At 65.4% G+C, this 26,198-nt stretch carries 24 protein-coding genes and 2 other RNA genes; 6 read left to right on the plus strand and 20 right to left on the minus strand.

The window, feature by feature from the left end:
* Positions 1–71 precede the first annotated feature (71 nt).
* The gene (locus ABQZ00_RS01740; protein WP_115513876.1) at positions 72–1,016 is read right to left on the minus strand and encodes a DegV family protein; all 945 of its coding nucleotides are present in this window, start codon (positions 1,014–1,016) and stop codon (positions 72–74) included.
* A gap of 580 nt (positions 1,017–1,596) precedes the next feature.
* On the opposite strand from ABQZ00_RS01740, the gene ABQZ00_RS01745 reads away from it, so the two are divergent.
* The 3 genes from ABQZ00_RS01745 (at position 1,597) to ABQZ00_RS01755 (ending at position 3,891) form a co-directional block, all read left to right on the plus strand.
* Complete coding sequence (locus ABQZ00_RS01745; protein WP_115528905.1) at positions 1,597–2,412, plus strand: GH12 family glycosyl hydrolase domain-containing protein; 816 nt, start codon at positions 1,597–1,599, stop codon at positions 2,410–2,412.
* 356 nt (positions 2,413–2,768) lie between these two features.
* Positions 2,769–3,560, plus strand: a complete 792-nt coding sequence (locus ABQZ00_RS01750; protein ID WP_238151853.1) for a GH12 family glycosyl hydrolase domain-containing protein — start codon at positions 2,769–2,771, stop codon at positions 3,558–3,560.
* Between the two features lie 255 nt (positions 3,561–3,815).
* Positions 3,816–3,891, plus strand: a non-coding RNA gene (locus tag ABQZ00_RS01755) — sX9 sRNA.
* Between the two features lie 131 nt (positions 3,892–4,022).
* Here ABQZ00_RS01755 and ABQZ00_RS01760 read toward each other — a convergent pair.
* Positions 4,023–5,624, minus strand: coding sequence for a rhamnogalacturonan lyase B N-terminal domain-containing protein (locus ABQZ00_RS01760; protein WP_323537758.1), 1,602 nt, complete (start codon positions 5,622–5,624; stop codon positions 4,023–4,025).
* Positions 5,625–5,697: 73 nt separating this feature from the next.
* Between ABQZ00_RS01760 and ABQZ00_RS01765 the strand changes: the two genes are divergently transcribed.
* Positions 5,698–5,762: non-coding RNA, sX9 sRNA (locus ABQZ00_RS01765), on the plus strand.
* Between the two features lie 204 nt (positions 5,763–5,966).
* On the opposite strand, the gene ABQZ00_RS01770 is transcribed toward ABQZ00_RS01765, so the two are convergent.
* The 6 genes from ABQZ00_RS01770 to ABQZ00_RS01795 all read right to left on the minus strand — a co-directional run bounded on the left by ABQZ00_RS01770 (position 5,967) and on the right by ABQZ00_RS01795 (position 11,054).
* A complete protein-coding gene (locus ABQZ00_RS01770; RefSeq protein WP_115514642.1) occupies positions 5,967–6,308 on the minus strand; it encodes a PH domain-containing protein in 342 nt (113 codons plus the stop codon).
* 22 nt (positions 6,309–6,330) lie between these two features.
* Entirely contained in the window at positions 6,331–7,077 is a 747-nt protein-coding gene (locus tag ABQZ00_RS01775; protein ID WP_323537757.1) for a hypothetical protein, read from the minus strand.
* Between the two features lie 35 nt (positions 7,078–7,112).
* On the minus strand, positions 7,113–7,532 hold the full coding sequence (locus tag ABQZ00_RS01780; RefSeq protein ID WP_323537756.1) for a ribosomal maturation YjgA family protein: 420 nt from the start codon (positions 7,530–7,532) through the stop codon (positions 7,113–7,115).
* Entirely contained in the window at positions 7,529–8,110 is a 582-nt protein-coding gene (locus ABQZ00_RS01785) for a hypothetical protein (protein WP_311238549.1), read from the minus strand. The genes ABQZ00_RS01780 and ABQZ00_RS01785 overlap by 4 nt, the downstream gene beginning before the upstream one ends.
* Before the next feature lie 269 nt (positions 8,111–8,379).
* Positions 8,380–9,660, minus strand: coding sequence for an amidohydrolase family protein (locus ABQZ00_RS01790; RefSeq protein WP_115554587.1), 1,281 nt, complete (start codon positions 9,658–9,660; stop codon positions 8,380–8,382).
* Positions 9,657–11,054 (minus strand): amidohydrolase, encoded by a 1,398-nt coding sequence (locus ABQZ00_RS01795; protein ID WP_055848281.1) that lies wholly within the window; start codon positions 11,052–11,054, stop codon positions 9,657–9,659. The genes ABQZ00_RS01790 and ABQZ00_RS01795 overlap by 4 nt, the downstream gene beginning before the upstream one ends.
* Positions 11,055–11,194: 140 nt before the next feature.
* Between ABQZ00_RS01795 and ABQZ00_RS01800 the strand changes: the two genes are divergently transcribed.
* A complete protein-coding gene (locus ABQZ00_RS01800; RefSeq protein WP_323537755.1) occupies positions 11,195–11,755 on the plus strand; it encodes a DUF924 family protein in 561 nt (186 codons plus the stop codon).
* A 97-nt stretch (positions 11,756–11,852) separates the two neighbouring features.
* Here ABQZ00_RS01800 and ABQZ00_RS01805 read toward each other — a convergent pair whose 3' ends face one another.
* Positions 11,853–12,722, minus strand: a complete 870-nt coding sequence (locus ABQZ00_RS01805; protein WP_323537754.1) for a hypothetical protein — start codon at positions 12,720–12,722, stop codon at positions 11,853–11,855.
* 97 nt (positions 12,723–12,819) lie between these two features.
* Positions 12,820–13,746, minus strand: a complete 927-nt coding sequence (grxD, locus tag ABQZ00_RS01810; protein WP_055848291.1) for a Grx4 family monothiol glutaredoxin — start codon at positions 13,744–13,746, stop codon at positions 12,820–12,822.
* Positions 13,747–13,806: 60 nt separating this feature from the next.
* Here grxD and ABQZ00_RS01815 point away from each other — a divergent pair, with 60 nt between their 5' ends.
* Positions 13,807–14,622, plus strand: coding sequence for a polysaccharide deacetylase family protein (locus ABQZ00_RS01815; protein WP_323537753.1), 816 nt, complete (start codon positions 13,807–13,809; stop codon positions 14,620–14,622).
* A gap of 153 nt (positions 14,623–14,775) precedes the next feature.
* On the opposite strand, the gene ABQZ00_RS01820 is transcribed toward ABQZ00_RS01815, so the two are convergent.
* From ABQZ00_RS01820 to ABQZ00_RS01865, 10 genes are all read right to left on the minus strand, one after another.
* Complete coding sequence (locus ABQZ00_RS01820) at positions 14,776–16,284, minus strand: hypothetical protein (RefSeq protein ID WP_323537752.1); 1,509 nt, start codon at positions 16,282–16,284, stop codon at positions 14,776–14,778.
* A gap of 16 nt (positions 16,285–16,300) precedes the next feature.
* Entirely contained in the window at positions 16,301–17,146 is an 846-nt protein-coding gene (locus tag ABQZ00_RS01825; RefSeq protein ID WP_323537751.1) for a hypothetical protein, read from the minus strand.
* Between the two features lie 11 nt (positions 17,147–17,157).
* Positions 17,158–18,387 carry a hypothetical protein gene (locus tag ABQZ00_RS01830; RefSeq protein ID WP_323537750.1) on the minus strand — a complete coding sequence of 410 codons (1,230 nt, stop codon included), beginning with the start codon at positions 18,385–18,387 and terminating at the stop codon, positions 17,158–17,160.
* A gap of 18 nt (positions 18,388–18,405) precedes the next feature.
* On the minus strand, positions 18,406–19,713 hold the full coding sequence (locus tag ABQZ00_RS01835; RefSeq protein ID WP_323537749.1) for a hypothetical protein: 1,308 nt from the start codon (positions 19,711–19,713) through the stop codon (positions 18,406–18,408).
* A 51-nt stretch (positions 19,714–19,764) separates the two neighbouring features.
* Entirely contained in the window at positions 19,765–20,817 is a 1,053-nt protein-coding gene (locus tag ABQZ00_RS01840) for a hypothetical protein (protein ID WP_323537748.1), read from the minus strand.
* Between the two features lie 11 nt (positions 20,818–20,828).
* A complete protein-coding gene (locus ABQZ00_RS01845; RefSeq protein WP_055848306.1) occupies positions 20,829–22,577 on the minus strand; it encodes a hypothetical protein in 1,749 nt (582 codons plus the stop codon).
* Positions 22,578–22,761: 184 nt separating this feature from the next.
* Positions 22,762–24,201, minus strand: coding sequence for a S8 family peptidase (locus ABQZ00_RS01850; RefSeq protein ID WP_323537747.1), 1,440 nt, complete (start codon positions 24,199–24,201; stop codon positions 22,762–22,764).
* Positions 24,198–24,977, minus strand: a complete 780-nt coding sequence (locus tag ABQZ00_RS01855) for a hypothetical protein (RefSeq protein WP_323537746.1) — start codon at positions 24,975–24,977, stop codon at positions 24,198–24,200. The genes ABQZ00_RS01850 and ABQZ00_RS01855 overlap by 4 nt, the downstream gene beginning before the upstream one ends.
* Positions 24,974–25,213, minus strand: a complete 240-nt coding sequence (locus tag ABQZ00_RS01860; RefSeq protein WP_323537745.1) for a hypothetical protein — start codon at positions 25,211–25,213, stop codon at positions 24,974–24,976. The genes ABQZ00_RS01855 and ABQZ00_RS01860 overlap by 4 nt, the downstream gene beginning before the upstream one ends.
* Complete coding sequence (locus tag ABQZ00_RS01865) at positions 25,213–26,193, minus strand: hypothetical protein (RefSeq protein ID WP_323537744.1); 981 nt, start codon at positions 26,191–26,193, stop codon at positions 25,213–25,215. The genes ABQZ00_RS01860 and ABQZ00_RS01865 overlap by 1 nt, the downstream gene beginning before the upstream one ends.
* Positions 26,194–26,198: the final 5 nt, after the last annotated feature.

Genomic DNA, 26,198 nt, shown 5'->3' on the forward strand with positions numbered 1-26,198 from the left:
AATGACGGCGGCACACTAGCCGAGGGCGGGTGAGAACGCCGTCGAAGGCCATGCGTCGTGACGCGCTTGCCTCAGGCGGAAAAACGGTGCGGTTCGGCGGCGAAAGCCACCGCCAGCGCGCCCTTGCCCACGTTGACCATGCCGGTCAGGCTCATCACGCTTTCGAACAATTCCACGCCATGGCTCTGGCAGGCGGCCTGCAGCGCGGCATAGCCGGGCAGGGCATGCAGCTCGGCCAGCTCGCCGCCATAGCCCACGCACACGGTGGGTGTCATCAGGCCCTCGCGGAGCTTGCGCACGGTGAAGCCGAACAGCTTCTCGGCCGACGGCTCGAAGCCCTTGAGCTTGGCAACCGGTTCGGTGACGCCGCGATACGCGCGCAGCACCGGCTTGATATCCAGTGCGCTGCCCAGCGCCGCGCCGATCAGGCCCACGCTGCGATCGCCCTTGGTGCGTGCACGTGCGCGCAGGTAATACAGATCGCGCGGAATCATGTAGCCGTAGGTGTGCTCGGCCAACTGCTCCAGGCGGGTGCGGATCGCTGCAACACCCTGGCCTTGCTCGCGCAAGCGCACCGCTTCCACCGCGGTGATGCCCTGGCCGGCAAACAGGTTCAAGGTATCGATCACGCGCAATGCGAAAGGCGAGCTGTGACCTGCGGCCTGACGGATCGGCTTGTAGTCGTTGAGGATCGCGAAGCTGGCCTGCATGGCGTTGTCGTAGATCTGGCTGCGCAACTTGGAGATGGTCAGGCAGAACACGTGGTCGTAATCGATGACCAGACGCTGCAGAAACAGATCGCGGATCTGGTTGACCGAAAACGGTGTGGTTTCTGCCTCGTGGCCGCGCTCGGCCACATGCGCCTGCAAAAAGCTCAGCGTGGCTTCTTCATCGCGATGATCGGCCAGCACGGCCTCGCCGATACGGACGCTGATCGGCAGCACGATCACGTTGTTGCGTTGGATGAAGTCCTGCGGCAAATCGCACGCACTGTCCACCACGATTCCGATGCGCATCGTCGCCCCCTCCGGCTGTTGCGTCGTTTCCAACTGCGAACGCTATCGCAAAACGGTCGCCGCGCGTAGTCCAGCGGTCGGACCGGCCATGCCGGGAGGCAGCCAGTGGCACCAAAACCTGTCTATCGAAGGGCGGTTCTTTACGATGCCCGCGGTGATCTGCGCGTCGGGCGTGTGGTGACTGTGCAGATGGACACGGCATGGTCGGTCCAGGTGGATTGGCAGGGACAGCGCCTCGCACGCAGGAACAACGAGACGGCAGCGTCCGACCAGCGCAGCCTCCGGCCACCGGCGTCCACACGACGACACGGGCATGTGGCTCTGCACCATTTGCGTGCGGCGCCAGGCCACACACCTGAGCGGTACATGCTGGACCGACAGGAAGTTGGGTACGAACTGAGGACCAGGGCACGCTCGGCGTGCAAGGTAGCGCCCGCTATCGCGCTTGGCACGGCTGTCCTGCCGGAATCGCTATAGCTCCTGCCGCAGTGCCGCTGCTAGGGTCGGCCGCAACCGCTGCAGGGCGGGTCCCGGGAGCGCCGCACTGGCGCCGCCGCGCTGAACACCATGGAGAGTCCACATGCACACCACCCCATCCAACACCCTCACACAAACCGGTGCGCAGGCGCCCACCACACGGCGGCGCGCATCGCGCTGGTGGAAGGCCGCGCTGGCGATCGGCCTGGTGGCGCTGGCACCGGCGGCACTGGCCGGGCCGTACAAGATCTTTGGCAACCACTATGCGTGGGTCAATAATTTCAACGATCCCAACAACATCATCCAGGGCACCTTCGGCACCGGTAGCACGCCGGAGCTCACCGTCACCTTCAACTTCGCCGACTACAACCTGTATGGATATCCGGCGATCGTGCGCGGCTGGCACTACGACTGGAATCCGACCAGCGACAAGCTGTTTCCCAAGCAGATTTCCTCGATCAACTCGTTGCCGTTCAAGTTCAACTACAGCGCCGGCGGCACCAATCTGGCAGGCGATTTTGCCTACGACATCTTCTTCCGCTGGGACACCGCCAAGGGCAACCCGCAGCTGGAAGTGATGATCTGGGGCGACCATAACTCCTGGCCGATCGGCACGGTGACCGCCACCAAGGTGATCACTGCAGGCGGGCGCACGTTCGATCTGTGGGAGGGTTTCAATTCCGGTGCCGGCTACTATGTCTACACCTTCATCCCGACCGGCACCGCCGGCCAGCCGACGCTCAAGACCAGCGGCAATCTCAACATCGATGCCAAGCCGTTCTTGACCTGGCTGCAGAACAATCGCTCCAAGGATGGCCGCTACAACAACAGCATGTATCTGCATGCGGCCGAAGCTGGCTTTGAAGTAGTGCGCGGCAATGGTTGGGCCAAGGTCAGCGCCACGATGGATGCCAAGTAACAGCCCCTGATGAGCGGCGCATGGACCGTCAGCGATGCGGTCGGTCCATGCAGCGGTGTGTCGTTGACGGTATGTACCGCCGCCCGCGCCGCTACCGGCGACTGCTGCCGGGTTCAGCGGCATCGCAACAATGGCGTGGTCGTCTGTGCGGCGCATGCAACGCATGTGCCGCGCATCGGATGAGGCCACGGTGATCGGTCTGCAGGGATGTCCATGTCCGCGCCCCGTCAGTGCGCGGGCATCCGGTGCGGCGCGAAGGCGTCGTTGCGCCGGATGCATCCACGGTCATCGCCCACCCGCTGGCGTGTTGCCAGCTGGCGAGCGTGGCCCGCCTATCCATCATCGGAGTTCACCTCATGCACGTGCACGAACGTTTCCGTTTGCCCTTGCGTCGCGGCTTACTGCTGCACGCCACCACGCTGGCCTTGGTACTGGTTGCCTCCAGCGCCAGCGCGGCGACCGGCGAGACCAAGGTTTACGGCACGCAATACGCTTACAACAATAATTTCAACGACAGCAACAACAACATCAAAGCGACATTCGGGTCTGGCAGCACGCCCAGCCTGACGGTCTCCTACAACTTGCCCAGTGGGCAGTTGTACGGTTATCCGGCCATCTGTCGCGGTTGGCATTACACGATGAACCCGGCCACCGACAGCTATTTCCCGCATCAGGTCTCGAAGGTCGGCAGCCTGAGCGGCACGCTGGCCTTCACCACCAAGGGCAGCGGGCAGACCGGCGACTTTGCCTACGATCTGTTTTTCCGCAAGGACACCAGCAAGGGCAATCCGCAGCTGGAAGTGATGATCTGGGGCGCCAACAATTCGTACCCGCTGGGCACGTTGACTGCGTCCAATGCATTCACCTCTGGCGGCGTGACCTACGATCTGTGGGAAGGCAATAACTCGGCCGCCGGCTACTACGTCTACACCTTCATCCCACATGGCAGCGCCGGCAACAGCAACGCGCTTCCGGCCAAGGGCAACCTCAATGTGGACGTCAAGGCGTTTTTGACCAGATTGCAGACGCTACGCGGTGGCGATGGCCGCTACAGCAGCGAGCTGTATCTGCAGGTGGTGGAAGGCGGTTTCGAGGTGACCGGCGGGATGGGGACGGTCTCGCTGACCGGCTCGATTGCGGCCAAGTAAATGCTATGACTCTCCATCGATGCGATGTCGCGATGACGTAGTCGATGCATGCGTCGCGCGACGTGGCGTATGTGTGTGCGTCACCTGATGCGGCGCCTCAAAAGATGACACCGCCAGCTTGAGTCATGGTCACCACTGCACGTGCGTGTGTGCAGTGGTGGTCATGTAGGTAGTTCCAGGCCGCAACCGATTTAGAGCCGCTAACAAACCGACAATGCTCACCGCCAGGCAGGCGCGGCCGGTGCTCGGAGCGGCATGTGCCATGCGTGCACTCCGGTTATGAGCGCGCCGTCCACATCCACCTGACGACCGCTCGCTGCGTTTTGTAGCCAGTCTTAGAGCAACTAAAAACGACGGTGCTCAGCGCCAGGCATGCGCGGCCAGTGCTCGGCGCGGCATGTGCTCAGCGTCCACTCCGGTTTACCCACCTGGCCACTGCTCGCTACGTCTTGTTGGCCGCTCCTAGAGCGCCACTAACTGGATGCTGTCGAACACCACCGCGGGGCTGAGGAAGCCGTTGTCCGGCGATCCCGATGCAAGCCCGATCTCGATGCGGTTGCTGCCGGCCTGCAGTGCCGAGGCGGGGATGTCCACCTCATACAGCGTGTTGTTGCCGCGCGTGGTGCCACGGGTGATGCCGCGTGTCTTGGGTTGGTTGGGTGCGGCAGGAAGCGGGCCATTCCAGCGCGCGTTGACGGCGATCTGCGGGCGCGCGCTGACCTGCGCCAGCGGCACGAAAATACGCAGGCGATAGCTGCGCAGTTCATTGGAGGCCAAGGTGAAGTCGATGCGGCTGGGCGTGTTGATGCTGCGCCACTGCACGGCCGGAAAGCTTCCCACGCTGCTCGACCCGACGGTGTAAGTGACCGGTGTCCAGCGCATGCGCGTGTCGGAAGGGTGTGCGCGCGGCAACAACTCGGCATGGCGAAATCCGGCCGGCGTGCCGTCGAGCACACCAATCTGCCATTTCACCGTGCCCGGCAACGCCACCGCCTGCAAGGCCGCCTGCGCGGTGGCATTGGCGAATACTTCGACATCGCGTTGCGCCACTTCCAGTTCGCCTTGATACAGCGTCATGCGATAGCGGCCCGGCCGCACGCCGGCAATCTGGTAATCGCCGCTGCCGTTTGCAGTGGCCCAGTATTGCGCCTGCTCGTTGCGCAGGCCGACCACGGCCGGCTGGCCGGACAGCACGCCGCTGACCCGCCCACCCACCGCACCACGCCCGCTGCCGGCCAGATAGCCGCTCAATCCCAGGGTGGCATCGACAAAGTCGGTGCTCAGCTGCGCACTGCTCGGTGCGCCGCCATCGGTAAACAACAGTCCGTACACACCCTGCAGGCCGCCGCGAAACGCTTCGGTCTGGGTATGGTCGGAATACATGTAGTTGTAGAGCTCATGCGTTACGCGGGTTTTCTGCGTGGCGATGTCCTTGAAGAACGGACCACCAGCACTGCGCTCGCGATTGCCCATCAGCATGAACACCGCAATGCCCGAGCCGCTGACGCCATGCACCTGGTCGTCGATCATGCGGCGCGCCGAATAGAACTTGGAGCTGGTGCGTCCGTCCGGCAGCAAAAACACGTCTTCGCCTTCGATCACGGTGCCGACATTGGAGTCGGGTTCCTGCTGCGCGGTGGGCAGCTTGGCGACGTTCAAGCGCGCGATGAAGCGCAGCTCGCCCACTGGCAGCAACGTCGGCGCATAGGTGGCCATATAGATCGCATTACGGCCCTTGCGTGCGATGTAGTAATGGGTCAAATCGCCGGCCTTGGCCGACACCACGATCGCCCCGCCCACGACGCGTGCCTCCACGTTGGCACTGCCCAGTCCCGAGGCGATATGCGAGCCCTTCGATTCGGTGGTCTGCAGCTCGTTGTCGCGGTAGCGCATCGACACGATGTCGCCGTTGTTGGCGTTGACCGAAAACACCAGCTCGGCGCCGGTGTCCACCACCACGCGGTCGCCGCTGCGGGTGAATCCGAAGGCGGCCATGGCAGGCACGCTGACGCTGCCGTACAGACACAGCGCGCATGCCAGCGTGCGCAGGATGGAGTGGCGCATGTTCAGTTCCTTAGAGCAGCTAATAAACCTACGGTGCAATCGCCAGGCAAGTGCGGCCGGTGCTCGGAGCGGCATGTACCACTCGTACGCTCCGGTTCTGAGACGCACCTGACGACTGCTCGCTACGAGGTGTTAGCCGCGTTTAGTTGAGGGGAGGGCGTGGCCGTGATGCCGATGCGCGATGCTAGGCGGGCTGGACCTTGGCTGCGACCGCCGAAGATGCAGAGCGTGCGCCCGGTTCAAACTTCAGCAATGAATCCAAGTGCGGGTCACGCTTGTACTGCGACCTGGAGACGGCGCGTTGCTGCATGACCGCGATGGCTGCGTTTGGTCGCAGCTGTTTCAGGGCTGCTCGGCTTGGCTCAGCGCGTCACGTGCGCTGGCGATGGCGTCAATCCATTGGTCGCGTTTGCCGATCACAAACCGGTGCTCGTCGCCGTTGTCCACCTGCACGGCCAGCGACGTCGGTGCCACTGGCAGCAGCCCGAACAGCCGTGTCCAGCGCGGTTGCAGCGACACGATCTGGCTCAGCGGAACGGTGAGCGAACGCGTTTGCACATTGAGCGCGTGCGGCTGGAACAACAGCGCGTTGGCGGTGAGGATCAGGCGTCCGCCCACCGCCTCGATCCCGCGCTGCAGATTGGCCGGTGCCTGGCGCAATACCACGCGCTGGATCGAGCGCAAGCCGCCGCCTTCAAACATCATGTCACTGGGAGGGGTCGGCGGCATCGCAAGCACGGCGCGGCTGCCAATCCCATGCACCTTGCGCGTTGGCCAGGCGGACCTGCCAGTGCTGGGTGTCGTCGCTCAGGCAGGTTGCCGTGGCCTGCAGTTGCGTGCCGAACCACCGCGGTGCGCTCAGTTCGGCGATACCGGTGGTGGCATCCTGGCTGAGCAGCATGCTGGTGGTGGAGATCAGCGTGCGCTTGTTGAAATCCAGGACGCGCCACTGCTCGCCGTCCATGCCGTCGACTTGTACAACGGCCAGATAGCGGCTGCGGTCCGGCGAAATCACCACCTCGGTGCCGCCGGGGAGCTGCTTACCGCTGCGGGTGTCGATCAACACGCCGGCAAAGCTGTCGCCATCACGGTGATGCAGCAACACGTAGGCATCGCGGCGATCGCAATAGCGGTACTCGGCGCCATCCAGCGGCTCATCGTAGGGTGGGCTGTCGTCGAACAGCTGGGTGCCCGCATCGGTTTTCACTTCCAACCGATGCGCCCCCACGCGCCGCACGCGATCGCCGGCGCCTGCGGCAATGGCGGCGGTTTCCTGCGCTGCATCGTCCAGATCTTCGCAGTGCAGCGTCAGTGCTGTGCGGGCAGGTGTCGTGGCGGCAGCAGCGATCGCCCCGGCACTCGAAGGCGCTGTATCGCGTCCACATGCACCCAGCGCAAGTACGGTGGAAAGGGCGGCGCAGCGGGTGATGGTCGAAACCAGAGGGGTAGGCATGGCAGTCCAGGGCGAACGGGATCAATCAACCAGCATCAATCAATGAGGGGCGCTGCAGGCATTGCGCGGCGTCGAGGTCGCAATAGCGCATCGCAGCCAAAGGACATCACGCCGCCGATGGCATACATCAGCACGTCGTGCAGCGTTGCGGTGTTACCGAGCGCGATGTAGGCCGCACTGCCTGGGCGCAGGCCGAGCCGGTCGGCCAGATGGATGGCCTGCAAGCCTTCGATCACGCAACCGATGCCCACGGCCAGCAGGCAGGCCCATCCGGGCGGGCAGCCAAACACGCCACGCAGCCCGCAGTAGACCAGTGCCACGGCGAGTACATCGCCCAGGCTGCCGCGCACCCACGCACCGCCGATCCATCCGGCAGCGATCGCCACTTCGATCAGCAATAGCGCCACGGCCACCAACACGTAGCCCGCACGCGCGCGGAATGACAGGTCGCTCATGGCGTTTTTGCGGCCGGCCGCTGACGGCCCATGGTGAAGGAACTGACGAGCGGAATGCGGATGCCGCGCTGGCGGTCGTTGACGGTGACCTGCACCTGCCAGCGGCCGGGCGGGTCGCTGGCCTCCGCGCGCACGCCCAGGCTGACCTGCGCCAGATAGACATGGCGCGGATCGCCCTCGATCTGCGTCTGCAGACACGGCGCATCGACGGTGTTCTGCTCGGCATGCCCGGTGGGGTCGATGACGCGGATGCTGCACACCACATCGGCGCGCCGTTGCGCATCCAGCCCCGGGTTGGACAGGAAGATCAGCACGAACAGCGTGTCGCCGGTGGCGACGTGGTCGACCTCATTGAAGTGCGGAGCGGTGTCGCTGGGCGTGTTCCATTTCTGTTGCCAGTCCGCATCCGGGGTCAGCAGCAGGCTGGCGCCCATGTCCTGCACGGTCTTGCGGCTGGGCGATTCTGCAACCGCTTCGCCCTGCGCGTTGATCCATCCAGATTGCGCCATGCCCGAGAGCGGCATCAAGCCCAGGGAGGCAGCGATGATGGATGGCATCAGGCGGCGCGGCAGGCGCATCGGCAGTCCTTGCGAATGGTGCCGGCACGCTGCCGGCGAGGGTGGATGCGCGGGCCGATGCATGCGCGGGCCTGCGCTGGCGAAACCATTGCGATACACGACACGCATCCACACAGGCAGCACGCACGTGGGACAGTGAAATGTGCAGCAAGCAGTCCCCAGCTGAGCGTGGCCGGCGCAGAAGAATCGCAGTGTACGAGGCGTCCATGTCGATTCCGAGCACCGGCCGCACGCACCTGGCGGCCGCCCAGTTGGTGTGTTCGCTGGTCTTATTTCAAATACGCACGCGGTAGCGGTCCAGCCTGCTGCATGTAGCGGTCGCGCAGTTCGGTCTGACGCGAGCGCATCGGCATCTCGCGCCCGCCCAGCCACACCTGCTCGGCGTAATGCGCCACATCCAGCGGGTCGCCGTCCCACAGCACCAGATCGGCCTGCTTGCCCACTGCGATACTGCCGATACGATCGGCCACGCCGAAGATCTCCGCGGGCACGCGGGTCAGCCCGGCCAGGCCGGATTCCCACGGCAAGCCATTGGCCACCGCATTGCCGGCCAGCTGACGCAGCTTGCGTGCGTTGTGCGAGGCATCGCCGCTCTGGGTAAAGCTGACCTCCACACCGGCGGCGCGCAGACGCGCGGCGTTTTCCAGCGTGGCGCCGATCTGATCGAAGGTCGATGGCAGATCCGCCAAGGCGTTCACCAACACCGGCACCTTGGCCTGCGCCAGTTGCGGCGCCAGCTTCCACGCTTCGGCACCACCGGCGATGGCGATGCGCACCTTCTCGCGCTGCGCCCAGCGCAACAACTGACGGATGTCGGCGGCGCGTTCCACTTGCACCACGATGCGTCCTTGCCCGGCCAGATACTTGGCCAGCACGCTGCGGCCCATCGGGGTCAGCAAGGCATGTGGCGAATCCGCCGGCACGCGGCCGCGCGCTTCGGCCACCAGCTGATCGAGCAGCATCCATTGCGCGGCACGCGAGCTGCCGGTGAGATCGGATGCTGCCGCGCCAATACGGATGAACAACGCATGCGGGCCGACCGGGTCCGGGCTGCCGTCCAGTCGCACGATGCCGCCCTGGCCGGCGATGAAGGCGCCGCTGGTGGTGGCGCCGAGCGCGGTGAAGCCGATGCCTTCCACGCGCGCCACCGGCACCAGCACCGAGTCGGGGTTATAGGCCAGGGTGACGTCGAACTCGGGGCGCATCGGTTGCTCGGCCAGCTTGAGGCCGCTGTCCACGGTGCTGTCTTCGCCGGACACTTCTTCGATACCGATCTCGGTGATGCCGCCGAACAAGGCCGGCGTCAGCGGACGTCCCTTGGCATCGACCACGCGGCCATCGGCAGGCGCGGCGAGGTTGCTGCCGATCGCGCGGATCACGCCGTTTTGCACCAGCACATCGGTGTGTTGCAGCGTGCCCTGCGCGGTGGCGGTGTGCACGGTGGCATCGCGGATCAGCACCTGCTGTGCGACGGCGGGCAGTGCCAGCGCGGCCATGACCAGCGCGCTCAACGCGCGCAGACGCGGGCGTGCGAACCAGGCGCGGCTCATCGTGCCACCTCCTGGCCCAGCATGAAGTCCGACACCGGCTGCAGGGCGCGGTTATGCCGGTCGTAGACCTGCGCGCCGTCGATATACACCTGTTCGGCCAACGCATAGGAGCTGAAGGGATTGCCGTTCCACACCACCACATCGCCCATCTTGCCCGGCTCCAGCGCGCCGGTCTGTTGCTCGATCCCGAGCGCCTTGGCGGCGTTGCTGGTGAGCCAGCGGATGGCGCGTTCGGGCGCAATCTCGGTGCCGCTGCGGCGTGCGTTGGCGATCACCTTGGCGGCCTCCTGGTTCAAGCGCTGGATGCCTTCTTCCGAATCCGAATGCACGATGGCGCAGCTATTGGCCGGGCGGTCGACCATGGCGATGTTTTCCTGGATGCCGTCGAAGGCTTCCATCTTGAAGCCCCACCAATCGGCCCACAGCGCGCCGCAGACGTTTTCCTGCGCCAGCCGGTCGGCCAGCTTGTAGGCCTCCACGCCGTGGTGGAAGGCGGCGATGTGGAAGCCGAATTCCTTGGACAGGTCGAGCATGGTCGCCATTTCGTCGGCGCGGTAGCAATGGATGTGCACGCGGATATCGCCGTTGATGGCGCCGGCCAGCGTGTCGAGTTTGAGGTCGCGCTTGCCGCCGGCATCGCCGCTGCTGTCGTTGTCGCCGCCGCTGCTCCACCAGTGGCGCTTCTTGGTGGTCTTTTCAGGCGCGTTCTTCTGCAGATACTCGGCCGCGTCAATGAACGCGGCGCGGTAGCCGGCCACATTGCCCATGCGGGTGGCGGGGCCGCCCTTTTCGCCGTAGACGCGCTTGGGGTTTTCGCCGCAGGCCATCTTCAGGCCCCACGGCGCGCCGGGAAACTTCATGCCCTGGTAGGTGGTGGAAGCCACGTTCTTGAGCGTGACGCCGCGCCCGCCGATCAGATTGGCCGAGCCCGGCAGGATCTGCAGCGAGGTGATGCCGCCGGCCAGCGCGGTGCCGAAGCCCGGGTCCTGCGGCCAGATCGAATGCTCGGCCCACACGTTCGGGGTGACCGGTGCGGTCATCTCGTTGCCATCGCTATGCGCGCTGACACCGGGGCTGGGATACACGCCCAGATGTGAGTGCACGTCGATGATGCCGGGCGTGACCCACTTGCCGGTGCCATCGATGCGGCGCGCGTCGGCGGGCGCTTCGAGTGCGCGGCCTACTGCGGCCACCTTGCCGTCGCGCAGCAGCACGTCGGCATCGTCCAGCCGCTGCCCGGTGCCGGTCAGCACCGTGGCGTGCTGGATCAGCACCGGACCGGACGCGAGCGCGTGGTAGGTGCTGGGGTAGGGGTCTTGCACAAACCGCGATGCCGCAGACGCAGGCCCGCACAGCAGCGCCGCGCCAAGGGCGGCGAACAGAATGGAACGCATGGATTTCCCCGGTGAAACGAAAGCGTAGGCCGCAAACCTAGCCGCCAGCGCCGTACTTGCCAAGTGCTGGAGGTCGGGGAGCGGTGGCCTCATCACATGCGCACGTGCATGCTGTGCCGTATTCGTCAGGGGGAACGTCGATGATTGCCAAAACAGAGCGCAACAAACAGGCCGATGTGGTGCTGGCCTTCTGGGAACTGGCCGGCTCCGCGCGCTGGTTCACGCATAACGATGCGTTCGATGCCAACTTTCGCCAGCACTTCAGCGAGCAGCATTTTGCCGCTGCCCGCGGCGACTACGCGGACTGGATGGCGCGTGCCGAAGACGCACTGGCGCTGTTGATTCTGCTGGATCAATTTCCGCGCAATGCGTTCCGGGGCAGTGCGCACGCCTACGCTACCGACGGGCTGGCGTTGCGTTATGCCAAGCGGGCGATCGAGCAGGGGTTCGATCAACAGGTCTCGGCGCAATTACGGCTGTTTTTCTATCTGCCGTTCGGGCACGCAGAGGATCTGCAGGAGCAGGCGCGCGCCATGCAGCTGACCGCTGCACTGGACGATGCGGAAGCCACGCGCTGGGCGGCGGAGCATCAGCAGATCATCCAGCGCTTTGGCCGCTTTCCGCACCGCAATACGGTGCTGGGGCGCGAGACCACCGCCGAAGAGCAGCAGTTTCTCGATGACGGTGGATTCGCCGGTTGAGCACCGGCGTGGCCTGTCCACGCCAAGTACGTTGAGACCGAATCTGCGCCCCCTGCGCGATGCCGCAACCGGCATCGCATAGGGGGCAGCAACCCGATCAGCAGCCGCCCGGCAATCCTTCCGAGCGCCAGCCGGTGCCTTCGCCGAGCAGCAGATAGAAGCCGTAGCTTTCGTAGCCGCTTTCCGACAGTACGAAGTCGAGCGTGCCATTGCCGTCGATATCGCCGAACTGCAGCAGGTGCGTGCGCAGTGGCAGGTCTTCACAATCGTCGCAGCCGCTGACCGCGCTGCCGCGGCGGAACTGCCAGCGGTTGCCGTCGTGTTCAAAGATCGCCAGCACGACGAGCACGCCGGTCGGGTTGTCCGGGTTGCCGGTCTTGGTCGGGTGGTTGGAGGTGAGCACCGCCACGCGCCGCTGCGGCTGCTGTGCATCGGTCACGATCTGCAATGACGCCGTGTCCTGCGCACGGTCCGCAGTGAAGGCTGCCAGCGCTTTGGACAATTCCGCCGGCTTGACGGTCTTGCGCAACTGCGCGGTATCGCCGGCCTGACGCAGCAACTCGGCCTGTTCAGCAGCGGTGGCGGCGCGGCCGGCAAAACGCTTGCCCGGATTCAGATCCACCGTAGACAACAGCGGCGAGTGCAACAGGGCAGGGTTGCCCTTCAAGCGCAGTTTCGAGGTGCCGCCGCACATGCTGTTGTCGTCAACGGTCAATGCAGCAAGCCGCACGTTGGCGGTGGAGACACCGTTATCGAAGGCCTGCAGCGGCTGGCTCAGCAGCGACTTGGGCAGGGTGGAATCTTTGGCCACGGTCTTGCCCAGCCACACCGGAATGTATTCCAGCGGATCCTCGGACGGCTGGCTGTCGTAGGTCTGCACCAGCAGCACAGCGCGGGTGGGTTCGGCGGCCTGTGCGGCCAGCGGCAACAGGGCGGCCAGGGCGAGCGCGATCAGACGGGTTTGCATGTAGCGAAGTCCTTGTAGGTGTTGATCCATGAAAAAACGGACGCTCCAAGGAGCGCCCGTTTCGGTATGCAGTGGTGCGTGGCGTGCCTGGCCGCGCTCAGTATTTCGCCACGCCGTTGTCCACCTCGTCCGACCAGGCGTCGATGCCGCCGGTGACGTTGTAGACGTTGCTGAAGCCCAGGCCGCGGAAATGCTCGGCCGCCTGCAAACTGCGCCCGCCGCGATGGCACAGGAACGCCAGCGGGGTGTCCTTGGGCAGTTGCTCGATCGCCAGGCGCTCGTGCGCATCCAGGGTGCGGAACGGTGCATTGACCGTCGCCAGGGCACGTTCGTCGGCAGGACGGACATCCACCAGGGTCAGGCTGCCGGCCTTGAGGCGGTCGTCGGCATCGCGCACCGACAGCTCCTGCACCGGCTTGGGCGCGTTGGGATTGTCGATGGCCAGGCCACGGCCACGGATGTCGTCCACCCAGTCGATGGTGATGCCGTCGGCGCGGCGCGCGCTGGCCAGGTCGAACTGCACGCGCAGGCCGTTGGATTCGGCCGCGATGGCGTTCGGGTTGGTCGGCGCCAGCTGGAAGTTCGGCTGGAAATTCGCATCGATGGCCAGCGTCAGCGACGCATCCGGTGCATCGGCCAGCGCGCCCTTGAGCATGTCCACCGCGGCCGGGGTGATGGTGATCTTCGGCGGGCTGCGATCCGGCGCCTGCAGGCCGAGCATCGTGCTCAGCTCGCCGCTGTCGGCCATCTGCAAAATGATGTCGCTGCCGCCGATCAGCTCGCCATCCACGTACAGCTGCGGAATGGTGGGCCAGTCGCCGTACGCCTTGATGCCCTCGCGGATCTCCTGGTCGGCCAGCACGTTGACGTGGGCATAGTCGATGCCCAGTCCGTCCAGCACGCCGATTGCCTTGGCCGAAAAACCGCACTGCGGCATGCTGGGCTGGCCTTTCATGAAGAGCACCACGCGGCTGGATTGCAGCAGCGTATCGATACGGGAACGCAGGGCGGGATCGAGGGACATGGCAGCACTTCGGTGAGAGCGTGGAGACTGGGCATTCTACGCCGCGTGGCATCATGCGGCATGACCACGCCGGAAACGCTGTATCGCATCCCCTCCCACCCCTACCGCTGGGTGGGCTTGTTTGCCCTCTCGCAGGTGGCGGTGGCGGTGCTGTGGTGGCATCTGGGCTGGGCCTGGGGCCTGCCTGCGCTGCTGCTGTCGCATGCGGTATTCGTGGTGCCGGTATTCCTGCCGCGCGCACGCTTGTACGCGCCGGTGGTGGCGCGGCTGCCCGGTCACGCGCCGCAGGTCTGGCTGACCATCGACGATGGCCCGTCCGACGACACCCCGGCCATTCTCGAATTGCTCGATGCCTACGATGCCAAGGCCACCTTCTTTGTGGTTGGTGCGCGTGCCGAGCAGCGGCCGGAGCTGGTGCGCGAGATCGTGCGCCGCGGGCACGGCATCGGCAACCACAGCCATACCCATCCGCAGGCCTGGTTCTGGGCCTTGGGGCCGCGCCGCATGGCGCAGGAAATCGGCCTGGCGCAGCGCACCCTGGCCAGCATCACCGGGCAGGCGCCGCGGCTGTACCGCTCGGTGGTCGGCATGACCAACCCCTTCGTCGCCTCGCCGCTGCGTGCGCACGGGCTGACCCGCGTGGCCTGGAGCGCGCGCGGCTTCGACGGCGTGCGCTGCGAACCGGACGCCACTGTTGCGCGGATCGTGCGCGACCTGCGCCCCGGCGCGATCGTGCTGCTGCACGAAGGCGCCGCGCACGGCCATAACCTGACCATCCTGCGTGGCGTGCTGGACGCGATGCGGCTACGTGGGCTGGTGGGAATCGTGCCGATGGCCAGGGCGTCGAGCAGTTGCAACGACTCTCACAGTTCCTAGCTGAGCGACATCCTCAGATTCAGCGATGGCGGTGACGATGGCCCGCCTTCGCGCAAGGGTGCGGTGGTGCGGCGCTTTTGCGGGGCGCTGCTGTTGATGCGATGGCGTTGAACCGGATCAAGCGTGGCTTAGCCTGATCGGCATGGCGCTGGATCAGGCGCTGGGTGCCGCTGCTGCTGGAGCCGGGCGCGTTGCCGCTGCGGGAGGCGTGGTTGTGCTGGACTCGGGTGTGGGCGACTGGCGACCGGCCGGCATGCCGCTCGCTGCGCTTGCTCCGGTTGGCGCACGACTGCCGCCTGCCCTGGCTGCTGCAGCACTCGGCGCAGCCGCGGCAGGGCTGCGTGCGGCGGCCGCAGACGGTGCTGTCGGTGCGGTAGGTGGCGGGCGCGCCGCCGCAGGCGCGGGTGTGGCATTGGTCGGCGACGGGCTTGCCGGGCGTGGCGCGGTGCTGCCGGCGATCGCGGCGTCCATGCCGCTGCGCCGTTCGCGCTCGCCGGTGAGTTGCGCCTGCAGGCGCGCCGTACGCGCCGCGCTGGGGTCGGGGATGTCCGCAGAGGGATTCAAGGTGGTGCTGCGAATGCGATCCGCCTGCGCTTGCGCGGCCATCTGGTTGAGCGGCAGATAATCGCTGTGGAAGTTCAGTTCCACCGAAGAACTCAGATCCAGATCGGTATTCATTTCTTCGGTGCGCTGCGAGCGCTGGGTGGAGACATAGCCGATGTTGTTCTCGATCTCCGCACTCGCGCCCCACGCACCCATCCCGAATTTCCCCGAGGCCTTGACGCGGTTCTGCATGCTGAACTGGCTGCCGCGGTCTTCATTGGCGGCACTGCGCGTATCGATATGAAAACGCATCGCGGCATTGATGCGGCCGCTGTCCACCACGATGCGCTGCATGCCCATCGCCACCATCGTGGCCAGCATCTGCTGGCGCTGGCGGGCCAGGTAACGGCGTGCCAGTGGAACCAGCTGCTCCGGGTTGGAGGCGTCCACCGATTCGTCGTCGGCCAGACCCAGCGTTGCGCGGATGTCATCGGCCACCGGCATGCTGGCGCCGGAACGCAGGCGGAGCCGCTGTTGGTCCTGTTCGTCCGGGTCGGGCATGTCGGCTGGATCCGGTGCGTCGTATTCGATCGCTTCGGGAAAATGCTCTGCCACCCACTGGCGAACCTGCGCGAGACCGAATTGGGTGCGCTCGAAACCGCTGGCCGACGCCGAAACGGCGCCCAGCAGTTCGACGTATTGCTGCATTTGCTGGGCGTTGGAGTCGAGCATCGCGCGAAACACGCCGTTGATCAGATCGGTGACAAAGCGTGGAAACGACACCGCGTTGAGCACGCCGCGCGTGGTGTCGGCAATCCGCTGCGCAGCGTCGCCGAATGCGGGTTGCTGCTCTTGCGCGCGCGCCAATACCGCCGGCGCGGTCCGAGCGATCTGTTGATCGGCGGCATGTTCCTCGGCAAGCAGATCGGCTGCCAACGCCGACACTGTCACCATGGAGCGTGCCAGCGCCTGACGGTCGTGCGGTGTCAGTGCCTGGTAGTGAGGCGCGCGTTCGAGCACCTCGCGCACGGCGGCGCGAACCCAGGGCTGTGGCGCATGCCCTGGCGGCATGCGCGATGCGGTGAGCGAGATCGGCGGCAGGATGCGGGCGGCAGGCATGACGGGGCCTCCAGGCCTAGGCCGCCGGCTGCGGAAGCGACAGCAACCAGCGCTGCGCCGCCGCCATCACTGCGCCATCTTCGGCGCGTGCGGCCTCCAGACCGAGCGGCATGGCCAGGTCCTGTGCGGCCAGCCATGCCAGCACCTGCTGGCCGTTGCGCCCCTGCTCGGCGAAGGCCTGTGAGTGCGCAGTGCCGGGATTGGCCACGCCGATCAACATCCACAGCGACTGCACGCCGAAGGCCAGTTGCAGTTGGCGGTCGCGCAGCATGCCCAACGCAGCGTTGAGATTGTCCACGATCTCGCGCGCGGCCATCGCCGCCATCGCATCGGCACGCTGCGACAGAAACTCGCCCATCGCCTGCGCGGTGGCGGCCAGGGCGACGTCTTCGCGCATGTCGCGGCCATCTGCCTCGGCGACGATCGCAGTGCATAACGCCTGCATCAGACGATCGAAATGCGGTTGTTCGAAAACGCGCTGGAAGATCGCATTGCGCTCGGCCGCGCTGAGTCGTTCGCGGCGGCTGCGCCAGAACGTGGCCAGCGATTGCGTGCCAGGCCCGAGCGGCTGGGTGATCGCGCCGCTGGCAAACAGCGCGGCGATTTGCTCGGCAGCCGGCAAAACGCCAGCCTGTTCCAGCGCAGCGGCAAAATACAGTGGTGCAACTGCCAGCAGGCGCGGGCGATCCTGCGCATTCGGTGCGCCGGGCGGCAGGTCGATCTCGCCCAGTTCGGCCAATGTGCGGGCCAGCGCCGCGTCGTGCACCGCCACGTTTGCCTGTGCCAAGGCCAGCGCCTGCAGCAAGGTCGCGTAGGGATGCGGCCAGGCTGCAGCGATGCGGGGTGCAGAGGGCGGGCGCATGCGGCGATTCCTCAGACGGCCGGTGCGGCGGCAGGACGACCAGCGGCCGGCGGCGGATTCGGGTTGAACGGCGTGGCATTGCCCTGGATGCTGGCGATCATGCCGGGCGAGGCCAGTTTTTCCATCGGGAAGTAATCGGATTTGAAGTTCACCCGCACCTCGCCGGTCAGTTTTGCCTTCATCTCCTGATCCGAGGACGACTCTTCGTTGACCGAGGATTGCACCGTGGTCATGTGCCGCTGCACATTGGTGTTGACGGTGCCGGCAGCCCCCCAGCCCAGGTTGATGCCGGCGCCGGATTTGCGGCGGTTGTAGCTGGATTGCGCGTCGTACAACGAAGCGCCCGCGGTGCGCTGCGCAGAGTCGGAGGCACGGAAGTCGAACACCACCTTGGCATTGATCGCGCCATCGGTCACCACGATGCGGTTGATGCCCAGGATCACCATCGACGAGAGCAGCTGTTGGCGGCTGCGTGCCATCTGCAACCGCGCGCCTTGCACCAGGCGTGTTTCCTGCTCCGGGTCGGACAGGTCGGTGATGGGCTGGGCCAGCTGCATGTCGTCCTTCATCTGCGTCAGTACGGCGCCGGCCTGATCTTCGTCGCGTACGCCCACGCGCGGGCCGGCATCGCCATCGGTCTCGATGGTCAGTGCCTCCGGAAAGCGTTCCACCAGCCAGTCGCGCGCATTGTTCATGCTGATGTTGTCGGTAGCGAATTGATCCACCGTCTGCGCCACCGATTTGAGCAATTCGCCGTAGGCATTCATCTGCTGGATGGAGGCATCGACGATGGCCTGGAATACGTTCTGGATCAACCCGCCGACGAATGCAGGAAAATCCACCGAGCCGATGTACTTCTTGAAGTTGTCGCCGCCTTGTTCCACCGAAGCGGCAGTGAAGTCGCTACCGGCAAACGTACCGATCTTGTCGGATGCCTTGTTCTTGGCCTGGCCGACGGGGTCGGCGAGTGCCCGCGCGCTTGGCGGCGTGTCGCGCGCAAGGATGCCCCCATCGGTGGACAGCTCCTGTTTTGCCAGTCCGTCGGGGTTGGACATGTAGGACGCAACGCGCACCATATTGCGTGCCATTTCCTGCTGCTCGGCCACTGGCAACTGGCGGAAGCCAGGCGAGGATTCCAGCAGGCGTCGCACCTGCGGCCGCACGGCCGCCAGGGTGTCGTCGTCGAGCCAGGCGGGATGACCGGAGGTCGCACTGAAACTGTCTGTGGCAAGTGCATGCATGGCAGTGGTGATCCCAGGTCATGCCGCAGGTGGAGCGGAGGGCGCAGCAGCGGTGTTACTGCCAGGGCGGTTGGTGGCCAACGATTTCACCATGCCCGGTTGCGCATTCATCTGGATCGCCGCAATCGACTCGGGATTGGCCAGTTTTTCCAGCGGCAGGTAATCGCTCTTGAAGTTCACCTCGACTTGTCCTGCCAGGCTTGCCTTGGCTTGCAGCGAAGAATCGCTCTGCAATTGCGAGGTGCTCATCATCTTGATGATGGGCTGTTCGTTGTACTTGTAGCTGCCCTTGGCGTAATAGCTGCCATCGCGCTTGTCGCTGGAGCCGTCGGCACTCTGGCTAGAGGTGCCGCCATCGCTCTTGTAGTCGTAATCGCCTTCGTAACCGCGCGTTTTCTGCACGTTGCCGAATATATCCTTCTGGTGATCCATCTTGCTGGCACTGTAGCGATAGCGGCTGTCGTCGCGCGCCTGGAAGTCGTATAGCACCTTGGCCGAGATGCGCCCATCGGTGACCACGATGCGGTTGATGCCCAGCATCACCAGCGTGGCCAGCAACTGCTGGCGGCCGGTGGCGATCTGGGTACGTGCAGCGGGCACCAATACCGCTTCGACCAGATCGTCGTTGAGCGTGGTGACCGGTTTGTCCAGCGGCAGCGATTGATTGACGCGTGCGATGGCGGCGCGTTCGTCGACATCCTGGCGCATCACCACGCGCGGTTGCGGTGGCGCACCGGTGTCGCTGCTGCCACCGAAATCGCCGAAGGCATCGTCTCCCATCTGCAGCTGAAAGATGTCCGGAAACTGTTCCACCAGATGATCGCGGCCCTGATTCTGCGTGGTGTTGTCGTCGCGAAATTGATTCAGGCTTTTGGACACGTCGGCGACCAACTTGGCATACGCCTCCATCTGTTCGATCGACGAGGTGACGATGGAGTGGAACACGCCATTGATCAGTCCCGAGACGAAGGTGGGGAAATTGACCGCTGCCATCAGTGCGCCGGCCTGTTGTACGCCGGTTTTCAGGGCCTGTCCGAACTCTGGCTGGTCTTCCTGTTTCAGGGGCGTGGAATCTTCGCCAGCCATCGCACGCACGGGCGCGCTCTGCTGTTTCAGGCGCACGCCATCAGGTTCGGCGAGATAGGCGCCGATCTGCACCAGCCCCTTCGCCAACACTGCGCGCTTGTCGGCAGGCAGCTCATGAAACGCGTCGCTGCGTTCCAGCAACTGACGTACGGCCAGGCGTGCGGCGTCGTGTGTTTCGCGGTTGCCAGCCGGTGTGGCCGTGCGCGCGCTGGATCCGGCTGCGGGAAAAATGGCACTCATGGCAACTCCTGCACGACAGGGGGGCGATGGAAGGGCGATAGGTGATGCGAGTCACTGCAGGGCGCGCGCGTCTTCGATGGCTTCGCGCATTTCGAACTCGATCGGTCGTACGTACAGGCTGATGCGTGCCGGCGAATTCGGCGTCACCCGGATACTGAGCACAGAGAAATGCCCTTGTTGCTCGGCATCGTCCATGCCGAAGGCATCCAGCCAGCGCGCCAGCGCAGCCAGTTGCCGGGGGCGCTCGGCCAGGCCGAGTTTGAGCAGATCCAGAAAGCGCGCCGGCAGGTCCGGAATGGCAGCGAGCAGGACTTCCAGTTTCAACTCCGCACCATCGGGCGCATCGCGCAGGCCGATCAGCACACCACCGGCTGGCAGTTCGAACCGCCCGCCCAGGGCGACGCCAACCACGCGCATCAACCCCGGCAATTGATGGCCGATGCCAAGCCGGTTCATCAACGGGCCCAGTCCATTCACCGCCAATGCCCCGCGATGCAGGAACGTCACCCGCTGACTACCGGTATCGCGCTTGCAGCCGATCGAAGTGAAGATCGGCACCAGTCCGGGCAGTTCGTCGCAGGCCAGCCTGGTCAAGCGCGACAACGCGGGCGCCAAGGCATCGATCTGATTGGGCAGCAGCTCGTAGTAGATCTTGGTGGCGTAGAGCCCATCCTGATCGAACGCGCTACCGAACCAGGCGCCGTAGTTCATCCAGCTCAAGCCGCCGAAGCCGCGCCATGCTTCGCTGCGCCTGTCGAACCAGCGCAAGGCATCCTGGCCGAAGATCGGAGCGATCAACCTGCGTGCTTCGCGGGTGGCTTCATCGCGCCGTGCCACCGGCGAGGCCTCCGGGCCCAACGGTTCGATGGTGAAGCGCAGCAGGTTGGGTTCGGATTCGGAAAACGAGGGTTCGTAGGGCACCGCACCGGGTGTGAGCGAGTTGCGTGCGTACGACACATCGTCGTCGGGCAGGTAGAAGGTGCGGTCGATCAAGCCATCGACGTAGGGCAACGGGTCGCGGGTGCCCAGCGCCTTGGCCGCCGAACGCAGCGATTGACGGACCAGATGTTTGACCGCCTGCGGGCGATCGTCATGAGTGCGCATGCGCGTGCTCCTTACAGACCGGGCAGGCTGATGCCCGCCTGGTTGAGTAGATCGCGCGCGGCCTGCGGCATCTCGATCGGACGGCTGGTGATCACCGGCGATTCGGCTGGTTGTGCGTACTGCTCGACGCTGTTGTCCTGTACGCCGCCCACCGCAAGCCATTGTTCGCACGCCTGCAGCAGATCCCAATCGGTAGGATCGACGGTGGGTTGGTCGCTGCCGCGCAGTTGCGGGTTGGTGAGTGCGCTGATCGAAATGACTTCGCCATAGCGGCCTTCCAGGCGTTGTCGCGTATTGGCGATCCAGCGAATGATCACCGCACCGGCGCGGGCCTGGGTACGGAAGCGGCTGGTGTTGCGCGGGCCACCCAGGTAATTGGCGTTGACCTGGTCGATCACCTGCCACATGTCGCGTGCGCCGAACGCGCCACGTACTTCCGGGTCGCTGAGCAGGTCGCGGTATTCCAGGATCATCTGCTGCAACTCGGTGGCAGCGAAGTAGGCGATGCCGTAGCCGCTGCGCGACAGGCTGGCGCCCAGATCGCGTGCGGCCTTGCGTACCTGCTCCTGCGAGACCGCCACCGGCACGTTGGTGCGCAGCATGCGGTCCACACTCAGTTGACGTCCGAACGAAGACACCGCCGACAGGAAGCGCAACCACAGCTCGTTGAATTCGCGATTGGGTTCGTTTCCGTTCGGGTCGCCACCAGGTGCGCCGAAGCAGCGCATGTACAGGTCGCGGCGCTCGCCTTCGGTGATGCGTTCGGCGGCCGTCTTGTAGTACCGGAATAGGTAATCGCCGGCTTTGCCGCGTCCCAGCGGCAACATGCCGCTGCGGAACAATTCGACGATGCGTTCCACCACCTGCGGCATCCGCGTCTCTTCCAGCATGTAGGCGAAGTAGATCGCCTGCACGGCGTTGAGATTCTCACGCACGATTTCCACATCGGTGGAATCTTCCAGATCGGGCAGGATGATTTCCATCGCCGACGGGGGCGCGCCGGCCACCACGCCGGTCTGCATTTCGTACCCGTTCTGCAAATGACTTGCCAGCCAGGCGTTATCGGCACCGATGCCGTTGCTGGCAAGCCGGCGCACGGTGGCGGCGAGATTGCGCGAACTCAAGGCGCAGACGGTGTCTTTTGCGGAAGGTCGGAAATCGGTGTCGGTGCTGTAGCGGTCGCGTCGGTCTTCGGGATTGTCGTCGGGCCACTCGCAACCGACGATGTCCGCATCGATCAGCCCGGAGGCGATCTGCGACTGGATGGTGACCTGGTAACGCGGCACCAGCAGCTCGAAGGCGGCGTCGAACAAGGCGCGGTTTTCGCGGTACTCGCCTTGTGCGGCGCTGACGCGTTGCACGAATCCGCGCAGGCTGGCGTCGGTGTAACCATCGAGCTGCAGCAGCCCGCAGATGCCGATGATTTCGCGCTCGTCGCAGCCAAGCGGGCCGCGTAATTCCTTGGGCGAGCGTTGCGAGCCGATCAGGCCGTATTTGTGGACGTTTTCCGTCGCACAGGCAAGTTTGTTCCAGTCCTTCTGTTGCTGGGTCGCAGTCACCAGCTGGTAGAACGGATCGACCACCACGTCGCTGGACAGCTTGGTCTTGATCTGCGCCAGTTCGTCGAGTTGCCGCGGACTGAGCCCGCCGCTGGTGTCGGCAGTCTTGTCGATGGTCTGCAGCACCTGGCGGCGTGCACGCAGTTCCTGGCGCTTCTTGGTTTCGCGCTCGCCGAGATCGACCAGCAGGATGCGATTCATGGTGTTCACTCCGGGATCGGACGGTTTGGGTGAAGGAGGTTTGCTGGAGGCGGTGCTGCTGGCCGCGGCCGCCTTGCTGCGACCGTTGGAGCGTGGTTTGGCTGCCGGGGCGACCGTCTTAGGGGTGGACTTCTTGGTAGTGCGCTGGGTCGCCATCGAACGTTCCTCGGCAGCGGGTGGGAGGTCAGGCCGCCACCGGCGTGGACGACGCCGGGACGGTGGGGGAATCGGCTGCGCTGTCTTCGTCGCGCAGTTGCAGGTCCAGATAGGCATCCAGCGCGCGGAGCGCGGCATGCGCATCGAGCACGCCGGCACCGCAGTCGGCGACGCCGGCACCGCCAAACGGGCGCGCGCTATCGCACAGCAACTGGCGGGCGGTTGCGCCATCCAGTGGCCAGGCGCGGCGTTGCGCGCGCGCTGCGAGCAAGCCGCACGCCGCTGCAACGAAGGGGGCGGCAAAGCTGGTACCCGACGCGCTCTGGTAGCCGTCCAGGGCACAGGTGCGGATGTCGCGTCCCGGCGCGCACAGGGCAACGTGCGCACCGCGCGTGCTGAAGCTGGCGGGCACCAGGTGCGCATCGATACCGCCCACGGCGATCACGCCGTCGTGTGCAGCAGGATAAAAACGCTCATGCAGCCCGGAGTTGCCGCTGGCGGCCACCAGCACCACGCCACGTGCCAGCGCGTAGCGCACGGTCTCTTCGTGCGGTGCGGGCGCATCCGGCAGCAGTGCCGATTCCGGCGTGCCGAAGCTCATGTTGATGACCTTCACGCCCAGATCGATCAGACGCTTCATGCCGGCATCGATGTTGTCCAGCGCACCGACGCCGACGCGGCGATCGCCAGCCTCCAGCGCGGCGCCCAGCACGCGTGCCGGGGTGAGCCCGCATGCGCCTGCGCCACCGGGGGCGATCTGGCGACCGCTGGCCACCAGGATGCCGGCACAGCCGGTGCCATGGCCCACTTCGTCCTGCGGACGTTCGCCGGCACGGCGATAGTCGCCGACCAGCGACAACCCGCCGACTGTTGCCGGGTCCAGATCCACGCTGTCGAATCCTGCGCGCAAGTGTCCGGCCAGTTCGGGGTGCTGCAGGGCCACGCCGGTGTCGGCAAGGCCGATCAGCACCGCCGGATCGCCCGGTTCCAGTTGCAAGGCCTGCGGCAGACGAATGGCCTGTTGCGCCCAGCTCTCGTGTGCGGCCAGGTGCGCTGTCGGGCCCGCGAGCGTGCGCGGTGTGCTGCTCAGATAATCGGCACCGACCCGCTCCACGACCGGGATTTCGGCCAATGCCCGCAACAGCGCAGGCAGCCGGGTGCCATCGCTTAATTCCACCCGCAAGACCCGCGCGACGCCGCTCAGTTGCTCGATGGCATCGAAGCGCTGTGCGCCACTGCGGCGGCTTTGCTGGCGGCCCAGGCGCGCGCTATGCAGACGCACCGCGCGGAAGGCATCGCCGTGGTGACGCAACAGCCGGTCGATCGGCCCGTGGTCCACCGCGTCGCTCATCGGTGTGCCGTAACCCTGCACCGCACGCAGCCCCGGCAGATGCTCGGGCACTTCGCCTAGTCGCAGCGTCAGCAGCAGGCGGCGTGGCAACAAGGCGGCGTGATGTGAGGCGGTCATGTCTGCGCACTCCATTGACCAAGACTGCCTGCGCGCAATGGCACGCAGGCGCTGCGCCCATCGTCGAAGTCCAGCTGCGCATCGCAGCCGAGTTGGCTGGCCAACGGTGCCAGCACCAGCTGTCCGTCATCGGACGAGACGATGGGAATGTCGATTCCCGCCGCACGCACCAGCGGTAGCCTGCCGCTACGCAGTCCCGGTGCGCTCAGGTGCACACGCGTGCCGCTGTTGCCATCGCCATCGCTCGCCTGCACACGCGTCACACGCGGTGCGGCGGCACGTAGCAGCGCCTGTTGCAGGCGATTGACCGGCATCCGCGACAGCCGTGCGATGACATCGGCGCCCGCGGTTTCCTTGAGTTCGTTGAGCTGGGTAACCGTGCGCACGCCGATCCGTTCGAGCTGGCGTTGTTCCTCATCGGAGAACTGGTCGCCAAGCGCGGTCTTGAGACTGAATTCGGATTCGTCGGCACGGAAATCTGCCGCATTCTCTTCGATCATCGGTTTGGTGATCGTGGTCAACGCCAGCCGCACGGTACTGGCTTCGCTTTCGCCGGGACCCGCCGGGCGCAGATAGACATCGTCGTCGAGCATCTGCACGAACACGCGCAAATCCAGCGTCACGTCTTTCACCGCAAAGGTCAGCGGCAATTTGCCCACACGTGCCTTGATCGTCATCGCGGCCTGCGCCTTGTCCAATTGCTCGGTCAATGCCTGGATGAACAGGTCCAATGGAACGCCGAGGGTTTGCAGCAACGGGGGCAGTTGCGCGCTCATGACTGTTCTCCCAGCTGCCAGACCACATGCAGTAGCGAGGGCGCAGCGTTCCAGTGATTGATGGCGAAGCTGCGCGGCACATCGGCCAGCAGGCGACAACCACCGTCGCGCAGGATCGGGCGCAGCTCCAGCGGCAGGCGCATTTCCACATGCGTCAACTGCATGCCGGCGCGGTCTTCGATCGCCAGCAGGCCAGCGTGCAGTTCTTCCAGCAATCCGGACAGTTCGCGCAACATCACGCCGCTCCTTCAGCGGGCGATGGTGCAGCCGGTGCTGCCGCGGTGGGCGCGAGGTTACCGGCGGCGGCGCGCATGGCGGGTGCGTTGCGTTGCACCAGCGCCACCTTGGCGGCATCTGCCAGGCGCTCCAGCGGCAATGTCTCGCTGACGAAATTGAGCTTGACCTCGCCGAACAGATCGGCGCGCACGTTCGATTCGTTCTGTGCATTGACCTGCAATGTCGACACCATGGTCGAGGTCTGCCCGGCATAACTGGAGGAGCCGCGCTCGCCCCAATTGTCTGCCTGTGCGGGATCGCTGCCGGTGGCATAGCCGACCTTGGCCACATCTTGTGCGGCGGCGCGAAACATCACCTTGCTGCTGATGCTGCCGTCGCGCACCACCACCCGGTTCATGCCCAGCAGCACCATCGTTGCCAGCAGTTGCTGACGTTCGCTGCCGACCTTCAACCGCACCTGCGGCAGCACGCGCTGTTCGAGCAATTCGGCGGTGAGTTCCTCGTCGGCCAGCCCATAGTCGGCCAGCCATAAAGGTTGGCTGCCAGTCGTGCGTGGCACCAGCTCCGGCACGGTGCGCGCGCCGCCATCGGGGAGCAGCAAGACGATATCGCCGGGATAGTGCGTGGCCAGCCAATCGCGCGCCTGATTGAGCGAGACGTTGTCTTCGGTGAACTGATCCACCGTCTTGGACACCGCCGCCACCATGCTGGAATAACTTTCCATCTGGCGGATCGAGGCATCCACGATGGCGTCGAACGTGCCATGCACCAGTTGCGCGACAAAGCCCGGAAAATCCACCTCATTGACCATCGCACCGGTACGCCGCGCGATGGTCTCGGTCGCCTGAGGCTTGACCGTGGCCGTTGCCGTTGCTTCGCCAGCCGGCGGCGTTGCCGCGGTCGGGCCGGCCAGCGCACGCGCTGCCGCCGCAGTGGGGCGCTGCGGAAAGATCAGGTTGCGGTGGCCTGGAGCGCTCATGACCC

Source organism: Xanthomonas sp. WHRI 10204 (assembly GCF_040202875.1).
Lineage (GTDB): Bacteria > Pseudomonadota > Gammaproteobacteria > Xanthomonadales > Xanthomonadaceae > Xanthomonas.

What these genes read in the sequence shown, in the direction of transcription:
- ABQZ00_RS01775 (WP_323537757.1), bottom strand. Translation starts at nt 7,077, where the DNA reads ATGCCTACCCCTCTGGTTTCGACCATCACCCGCTGCGCCGCCCTTTCC.
- ABQZ00_RS01805 (WP_323537754.1), bottom strand. Translation starts at nt 12,722, where the DNA reads ATGCAAACCCGTCTGATCGCGCTCGCCCTGGCCGCCCTGTTGCCGCTG.
- ABQZ00_RS01745 (WP_115528905.1), top strand. Translation starts at nt 1,597, where the DNA reads ATGCACACCACCCCATCCAACACCCTCACACAAACCGGTGCGCAGGCG.
- ABQZ00_RS01800 (WP_323537755.1), top strand. Translation starts at nt 11,195, where the DNA reads ATGATTGCCAAAACAGAGCGCAACAAACAGGCCGATGTGGTGCTGGCC.
- ABQZ00_RS01785 (WP_311238549.1), bottom strand. Translation starts at nt 8,110, where the DNA reads ATGCGCCTGCCGCGCCGCCTGATGCCATCCATCATCGCTGCCTCCCTG.
- ABQZ00_RS01740 (WP_115513876.1), bottom strand. Translation starts at nt 1,016, where the DNA reads ATGCGCATCGGAATCGTGGTGGACAGTGCGTGCGATTTGCCGCAGGAC.
- ABQZ00_RS01840 (WP_323537748.1), bottom strand. Translation starts at nt 20,817, where the DNA reads ATGCGCACTCATGACGATCGCCCGCAGGCGGTCAAACATCTGGTCCGT.
- ABQZ00_RS01850 (WP_323537747.1), bottom strand. Translation starts at nt 24,201, where the DNA reads ATGACCGCCTCACATCACGCCGCCTTGTTGCCACGCCGCCTGCTGCTG.
- ABQZ00_RS01750 (WP_238151853.1), top strand. Translation starts at nt 2,769, where the DNA reads ATGCACGTGCACGAACGTTTCCGTTTGCCCTTGCGTCGCGGCTTACTG.
- ABQZ00_RS01820 (WP_323537752.1), bottom strand. Translation starts at nt 16,284, where the DNA reads ATGCCTGCCGCCCGCATCCTGCCGCCGATCTCGCTCACCGCATCGCGC.
- ABQZ00_RS01780 (WP_323537756.1), bottom strand. Translation starts at nt 7,532, where the DNA reads ATGAGCGACCTGTCATTCCGCGCGCGTGCGGGCTACGTGTTGGTGGCC.
- grxD (WP_055848291.1), bottom strand. Translation starts at nt 13,746, where the DNA reads ATGTCCCTCGATCCCGCCCTGCGTTCCCGTATCGATACGCTGCTGCAA.
- ABQZ00_RS01835 (WP_323537749.1), bottom strand. Translation starts at nt 19,713, where the DNA reads ATGAGTGCCATTTTTCCCGCAGCCGGATCCAGCGCGCGCACGGCCACA.
- ABQZ00_RS01865 (WP_323537744.1), bottom strand. Translation starts at nt 26,193, where the DNA reads ATGAGCGCTCCAGGCCACCGCAACCTGATCTTTCCGCAGCGCCCCACT.
- ABQZ00_RS01790 (WP_115554587.1), bottom strand. Translation starts at nt 9,660, where the DNA reads ATGAGCCGCGCCTGGTTCGCACGCCCGCGTCTGCGCGCGTTGAGCGCG.
- ABQZ00_RS01855 (WP_323537746.1), bottom strand. Translation starts at nt 24,977, where the DNA reads ATGAGCGCGCAACTGCCCCCGTTGCTGCAAACCCTCGGCGTTCCATTG.
- ABQZ00_RS01815 (WP_323537753.1), top strand. Translation starts at nt 13,807, where the DNA reads ATGACCACGCCGGAAACGCTGTATCGCATCCCCTCCCACCCCTACCGC.
- ABQZ00_RS01830 (WP_323537750.1), bottom strand. Translation starts at nt 18,387, where the DNA reads ATGCATGCACTTGCCACAGACAGTTTCAGTGCGACCTCCGGTCATCCC.
- ABQZ00_RS01860 (WP_323537745.1), bottom strand. Translation starts at nt 25,213, where the DNA reads ATGTTGCGCGAACTGTCCGGATTGCTGGAAGAACTGCACGCTGGCCTG.
- ABQZ00_RS01845 (WP_055848306.1), bottom strand. Translation starts at nt 22,577, where the DNA reads ATGAATCGCATCCTGCTGGTCGATCTCGGCGAGCGCGAAACCAAGAAG.
- ABQZ00_RS01795 (WP_055848281.1), bottom strand. Translation starts at nt 11,054, where the DNA reads ATGCGTTCCATTCTGTTCGCCGCCCTTGGCGCGGCGCTGCTGTGCGGG.
- ABQZ00_RS01760 (WP_323537758.1), bottom strand. Translation starts at nt 5,624, where the DNA reads ATGCGCCACTCCATCCTGCGCACGCTGGCATGCGCGCTGTGTCTGTAC.
- ABQZ00_RS01825 (WP_323537751.1), bottom strand. Translation starts at nt 17,146, where the DNA reads ATGCGCCCGCCCTCTGCACCCCGCATCGCTGCAGCCTGGCCGCATCCC.